The organism is Fulvivirga kasyanovii (genome assembly GCF_009711405.1).
Taxonomy (GTDB): Bacteria; Bacteroidota; Bacteroidia; order Cytophagales; family Cyclobacteriaceae; genus Fulvivirga; species Fulvivirga kasyanovii.
In genome coordinates this window covers 1-7,621 of record NZ_SMLW01000562.1, presented here as the reverse complement: position 1 = coordinate 7,621, position 7,621 = coordinate 1, and the positions used below count along the sequence as shown (strand labels likewise).

2 protein-coding genes are annotated in these 7,621 nt (G+C 37.8%); both read right to left on the bottom strand.

Annotated elements, in window-relative coordinates:
- Positions 1-5,747: type I polyketide synthase (locus E1163_RS14175; RefSeq protein WP_155172906.1), on the bottom strand; the 5,747-nt coding region annotated here is incomplete at its 3' end.
- Positions 5,740-7,621: non-ribosomal peptide synthetase (locus E1163_RS14170; RefSeq protein ID WP_155172904.1), on the bottom strand; the 1,882-nt coding region annotated here is incomplete at its 5' end. The genes E1163_RS14175 and E1163_RS14170, both read right to left, overlap by 8 nt.

The window sequence follows — 7,621 nt, the reverse complement described above, 5'->3', positions numbered from 1 at the left end:
CACTTATTAGATAATACTTGTTCAATTATCCTATGAAGATACCCCAGAAACTTCTCGATTGTATCAGGTTTAAATAAAGCTTTATTATATTCAACCATCAATCCGATCTCTCCTTTGTTATCGCTGACCTGTAAAGTAAAATCCCATTTTGACGTGGAGAACTCATAATCGTAACTAGAAAATTCTAAGCCCTTAAACTCTACCTCCTCAGACTTCACGTTTTGCAAAACAAACCATACATCGAATAATGGGTTTCTTCCAGGGTCTTTGATAATTGACAAGTCCTTTACTAACGCCTCGTAAGGATAGTCTTGATTCTCAAAAGATTTTAAAACCACCTGCTTTACATGAGACAGGTATTCTGTAAATATCATGCTCCTTACAGGGAAAACTCGGATCGCCAAAGTATTGACGAACATTCCAATCAATGATTGTGTCTCTAACTTATGTCTGCCAGATGTTGGGGTACCAATAATTATATCTTCTTCCCCCGTAAGTTTTGATAAGAATACAGAATAAATAGACAACATACTCATGTATAGGGTGACCTTATTTTCTTCACATAGTTTGAGTAATTTTTCAGATAATTCTGCACCAATGCTATAATCCACCCTTCGACCCTCAAAAGTTTTAAGCTTTGGTCTCATAAAGTCATATGGTAGATCAAGCGCTCTGAGTTTACCCTTTAAAGAATCGAGCCAATATTCTTTTTGTTGCAATTGTACTTCTTGTTGCTTACCACTTAGTTGCCATTCGGAATAATCTTTATACTGGATTTCAAGATCGTCTAACTTCTTCTTTGAATACAGTAACTGAAGTTCGTTAACAAAATTGCTGAAGGCGTATTCATCTGTAATAAGGTGGTGCATATCAATTACCATTATATTTAGCCCATCCTTATCACTTATTCTAAATATAAACACACGTAAAAAGGGTGGTTTTGCCAAGTCAAATGGTTTAATCGCCTCATTAATGTTTTCTTCAACATCCGCCCATTTGACCTCTTTCTGAGATAAGTTAAAGGTGCTATGATCGAGTATTTTTTGCACTGGTTCATCCCCAAGCATAGAAATTGACGACCTGAGAATTTCATGTCTTTTTATGATTTGATTTATGGCAGATTCGATCTTTTCAATATCAATTTCCCCGTGGACTTGAAAAACCTGAGTTTCATTATATCCAATACTCTCTTTATTCATTTCTTGCAAAATGAATTGCTTTTTTTGAGCCGAAGATAATCGGTAGTATTCTTTCTTTTCGGCTCTAGGAATAGCCTTATAGTCGCTTTTTTTTGCTTGATTCAAATAATCAGCAATAGCCTTTATCGTTGGTTTGTTATAAAATGTATCAATAGGAACGGCTACAGAAAACCTCTTTTGAATTTTAGCTATAAGGTGAATCATTTTTAGTGAGTCTCCTCCTAATTCGAAGAAATCATCGTTAACGCCTATCTCACTATAACCTAATGAGCCTCTCCATAACTCCACCATTCGTTTTTCTATACTTGTAGAGGCTTGTACAAACGGAGTCATCAATGTGGGACGATCCTTCGAAATTTCGGTCTCTTGACCTTTTACTTCCTCTTTAAGTGACAAGTCCATATCCACCCATTTTTTCACTCGTGAACTAAGACTTGTTAATGAAACAATGATTTGATTTACTCCGGTTTTCCTAAAAAGAGAATTAAGCGCCTCTAGCGCCTCTCTTTCATAAATTAGCGTATCTCCGGTTTCTTCGCTCCATCCATCCCAGTTTATACTTAACCATCTAGTAACATTTCCGTTGTTATTCTCAGAGGATACATAGGCATCCAGCATAGCATTGGCTCCTGCATATCCATAGAATCCGATTCCTCCAAGTATTGAAGCCAGAGAGGAAGTTACCATTACAAAGTCAGGGTCTCTATTTTCAATTGCTTTACTAATTGATAGTAGTCCTTTGACCTTAGGCTCTAGCTGCTGCACACAATTCTCTTTGGTTATAGATGTTATGGGTATTTCTGAGGTAGCATCGTTTGATACCGCAGCTGCATGAATTATTCCATTAAGCTTACCTTGTTGCTTATATATTGAACTTATAGCCTCTTCGACTTTGTCTTCGACAATCACATCTACCTGCTGATAAATAAGTTCTCCCTCGAGCCTATCTAACTCCAAAAACTGCTTAATTAGCTCCCATCGACTTTCTTTTGACTGAACGGTTTTTTCCCACTCAGACTTCTGTGGTAGTTTTTTCCTTCCCCAAATGATAACGGTTGCGTTGTAAGTCTTTATCAGAAACTTAGCATATGTCATACCAACCTTACCAGTGCCCCCTGTAATTAGATATACCCCTCTATTCTTTAATAAAGATGGTGCATCATCTTTTATTTCAAGTTTTTCATATTGTGCTGTCCACCTAAAGCTATTGCGAATAGCTACTAGCTTATCATTAGACATGCTGGTAATCTCAGCCTTAACATTGGATAAGGTAACATTAGATAAAGACGTACTAGCATTTAAGTCTATTAGTTTACAATGTAAACTAGGAAATTCTTGCTGAATGGTTTTAATAGCTGATGATAGGATAAAACGTTCCCTATTGAGATTCTCATCCCCCAGAACATAAAATATACTGTTAGTGAGCACATTGAAGAGTATGTGCTTATTAGTGTCTAAATGGTTGATAGACTTGCATAGATTTAGAATATTGAAGTAGTCCTCGTATCCATTGCTGGGTTCAATATTATCATCAGCTGACTGAACCAATGACCATGAATATACTATGCTTACATATTGATCTTCTTCAACCTTTATCTGATTAAAGAGCATTTCCCATTGATAACTATCATTGGGATCCATAGATATTTCCTTATCAGAAGTGACTTCGAAGTTCTTACCCTTACGGATTTTAATTGATGAGTTATTTTTTGTATCAATCAACCCCGATATTTGTTTCGAAATTAGATCTTCATTTTCGAAAATTATCCACACCACATTACCTTCAAGAGGTACGCCGGTAAGAACATTCTGCTTCCAAGAAGCATAGTTAAACCAATTTTTTGGTGGCAGCCGTTGAGTTTCGGCTTGGTCGGCAAACATTTGATAAGGATCTACATCTATCCAATATCTTTTCCTTTGAAATGGATAAGTCGGAAGTGAAATTCTATTTGGCTTTAGTCCGTCATAATGCTTTTCCCAGTCTAAGTTAACCCCATACAGCCATAGCTCGCCTATTTTATTCAGCAAGTGAGTTTTGTCATTTACTTGTTCCTTTGGATGTCGCATTAGATTTATCACCTGATGATTATTTTTCCTATTATCATGAGGCTTTACTAAGGAGCTCAAAGTTAGGCCAGGACCCACTTCAATAAAAACGGCTTTTTCTGTTTGAAAAAGAAGCTCCAAACCATCGTTGAAGCGTACAGGATTCAGTAAATGATCACACCAATAATCTACAGACAAAGCTTGATCTTTGGTAATCCAAATACCACTAACATTAGATATAAAAGGTATTTCAGGGCTACTTCTTGAAACAGTTTGCACCAGCCGTTTGAAGTCTTGAACTATTGGCCGCATCATCCTGGAATGAAAGGCATGCGAAGTATGTAATTTGGTAGCCTTATAACCCTTCCTTGAGAGTTCACTATTAAATTTTTCAATTGCTTTTGTTTCACCAGAAACAACACACCTATCAGGCCCATTAATGGCTGCAATGTCAACTGGAATATCCTCAATGATGGGTGCAATATCTTTCTCCGACATTTCCACAGCCAACATAGATCCAGAGGGCATTTTTTGCATCATTTCTCCTCTCAATACGACCAGCTTTAAGGCGTCATGCAAAGTAAATACTCCTGATATGCAGGCAGCAACATATTCTCCAATACTATGTCCAATTATCATATTCGGTTTGATTCCCAAATCCATAATGGTCATAGACAAAGCATACTCAACACTGAAGATTAAGGGTTGAGTGTATTTTGTTTCGTTAATTCTAACCACATTCTGACTTCCCCTCGTACTGAATAGTATTTCATAAACATCTGTTCCGTCTTTAAGAAGTTTATTTATGATACCCAGACATTTATCAATTATTTCGGCAAAACACTTATTAGTTTCATATAAGGCCAAGCCCATGTCAAAGTATTGAGCACCTTGGCCAGGAAACATGAAAACCATCTTTTTGTCGTCTGTTAAGCTTGAGAATGTTTTGGTATTTTCATTTGTTCTGAGGTTGTTCACTACTTCATCAACTGTGGAACACAGTGTTGACTTTTTATAATAAAAACTTTCTCTTCCCATTTGAAGCGTGTAAGAAAGTTCATCCAGGTTTATTGATTGGTTGCTCTCTAGAAATTCGATCAAATTGTTGGTCATTGCCTCTAAAGCCATTTCTGTCTTTGCAGATAAATTGATATGGCGCAGTTCAGCTTTGTTTTCATATTCCACACGGTAAGGCGCCTCTTCCAACACCATATGAGCATTAGTGCCACCAATACCAAATGAGCTTACAGCGCCTCTTAGTGGGCCTTCCGTGTTTTTCCATTCTTTAAGTTGGGTGTTAACATAAAATGGTGAGTTTTGAAAGTCAATCTCAGTGTTTGGTTGGTTGAAATGCAAACTTGGCACTAATTGCTTGTTCTTTAAAGAAAGAACAAGCTTAATAAAACCTGCCACCCCGGCAGCAGTATCAAGATGCCCAAGATTTGTTTTTACAGAACCAATTCCAATATGCTTTCTCTTATCAGTTAAGTACGTCTTGTTCAGTGCTTTAACCTCGATTGGGTCACCCAATTTAGTTCCTGTTCCATGTGTTTCTATGTAAGTAACCGTCTCTGGTTTTATCTTACTAAAGTTAAGAGCCGACCTGATAACAGCTATTTGTCCAAACGCACTTGGTGCAGTATAACCGACCTTTACATTGCCGTCGTTATTTATTGCGCTACCTTTAATAATTGCATGAATGTTATCCTTATCTCTTATGGCCTTTTTTAAAGGTTTTAATACAACTACTCCGCACCCTTCTCCGTTTACTGTCCCGCTTGCTTCTTCGTCAAACGCTCTACAATGTCCATCTCTTGAAGAAATCATTCCTTCTTGGTGTGTGTATCCCGGAAGAGTTTGATATGCCATACCAACACCTCCAGCCACCGCTATTTCGCATTCACCCATTAATAGAGATCTACATGCCAAATGAATAGCAACTAAAGATGTGGAACAATTTGTATGAACCGTGTAACTGGGCCCAGTTAGACCAAGCTTATAGGATACTAAGGTAGTTAGGGAATCCTTATCATTCAGTTGGCCCCCATCGAAATCACCGATCTCGGCCAATTTACCAGATATTTCGGTGACAATTTCCCAAAACGTACTAGGAGCAGCCCCTGCGAACAAACCAATTCTTCCATCGAATTTTGATGGTGCGCATGCAGCATCTTCCAGAGCCTTCCAGACGGACTCATGGAAAATTCTTATTTGTGGGTTGAGGATCTCAGCAGACTTTGGGTTGTATCCGAAAAAGTCGGCATCAAACAAATCTTTATCATCCAATATCGCACCTTGACAATTGACAAAATTCCCTCTCCCTTGTCCGCCTAGGCCCAGAGACTCTAGTTCCTCTTGCGTGCTAAACTTTATTGATTCTTTTCCTACCCTTAAATTTTTCCAAAACTGGTTATAATCGGGTGCATCAGGAAATCGAACATCCATCCCAATGACCGCTATTTCAAGCCCGCTGTATTCGACTTCATTCTTTTTTTCAATCATTGTCCATCAGATTTAGCATTTCATTCAATGTATTTAATGATTCCTCCTCTATGACTTCCAAACTCTTCTCTTGACTCTGCTCCAATTCCTTTTCAAAATTTAGATATTCTGCAAAAGAGGCTATCGTTGGATATTCGAAAAACATTGCAATTGATATAGCTCGGTCCAAAGACTGATTTAGCTTGGTTTTAAGCTGCATGGTTTTCATTGAATCCCCACCTATTTCGAAAAAATTGTCTTTTGTGCTAATCTTATCCACAGACCTGCAGAGTACCTCGGACCACGCTTTTACAATGATTGATTCGACTTCGTTTGAAGGAGGAATATAGTCTGCTTTACCTTCCATGCTAGGAGCCGGAAGGCTTCTTTTATCAATTTTACCATTAGGGGTAAGAGGAAACGCTTCGAGATGAACATAAAAGTAAGGTATCATATGATCTGGCAAGTTTTCTCTTAGTTTTTCTATAATATCCGACTCCTGAATCATTTCTGGCGATACATAATAGCCACACAAATATTTACTTGCGTCAGATTCTTGCCTTACAGAAACTATTACTTCTTTGATTTCCTCGATCTGTAATAATGCATTCTCTATCTCACCTAATTCAATTCTAAAACCTCGTATCTTCACTTGATCATCCGACCTACCCAGAAACTCCATATTACCATCGCTCGTCCACCTCCCTAAATCTCCAGTCTTATATAGAGATTTACCTGCGTCGAACGGATTGTTAATAAACCTTTCAATTGTTAGGTCTTCCCTTCCAAAATAACCTTTAGCAACCCCACTGCCTCCAATATATAGATCCCCTACTACTCCTGTTGGTAATAAATTCAGATCACTATCTAAGATTAGGAATTCCATATTGCCCAGTGGCTTGCCTATAGGGACATATCCTGTGTCGGGTATATTATCAACAGTTTCTTCGTAATAACTCGTATCTATCGTTGCTTCTGTGACCCCATAGGAATTAACTATTCGCATGGATGTTCCAAAATTGTTTAACAAAGTTTTAAAGTCTTCCACTTTACAAATGTCAGACCCTAATATCACCAATTTCAAAAAGGTAGTATTCAGGTCATTTGACTTAATATAGTTCATCAAAGGAATAACCAGTGAAGGTGTCGCCTCCAACAGGCTGATTGATTCCGTTTCAAGAATCTTGTATAAACTCTCCGGATCGAGCCGAATATCTTCAGGGCAAATGACCATTTTACCACCATTCAATAGAGCTCTTGACATATCACCTGCAAAAACATCAAAAGAAAAACTCGCCATTTGAAGTAGGTTCACCGGAATTTGGCTTAAGTTATAAGATTCTCTCCAAGCATAAGTAACATTAAGATATTGTTTATGCTGGATCATCACACCCTTTGGATTTCCAGTTGATCCTGAAGTATAAACCATGTAGGCCAGATCGTCTACGCTGTTGATGATCTCGGGATTATACTCAGGTTGGCTAAGTATATCAGCATCGTTTATTCTAATAATTTCTCCCTCAAACTCATTTGTTATAGGGAGACCGTCATTTATCAGGATTTTTGAAGAATGGCTGTTTTCTAAGAAATATTTAATTCGGTTCGCTGGGTAGTTAGGATCAATGGGTAGATAGGCAGCACCTGACTTTAAAATACCGAGTACACCAATAACCATATCCAAGGATCTTTCAGACAAGATACTAACAATGTCATTAGTATGAACTCCGTTATCCCGTAAATAATGTGCTACTTGATTAGCTCTTCTATTTAGTTCATCATAGCTCATTTTTACATTCTCAAAAACTATTGCCGTATGATCTGCGCAGGCTATCACTTGCTGTTCAAACAGCTCTTGAAAAACCTGATCTTTCGGATAATCTTTATCAGTATCATTA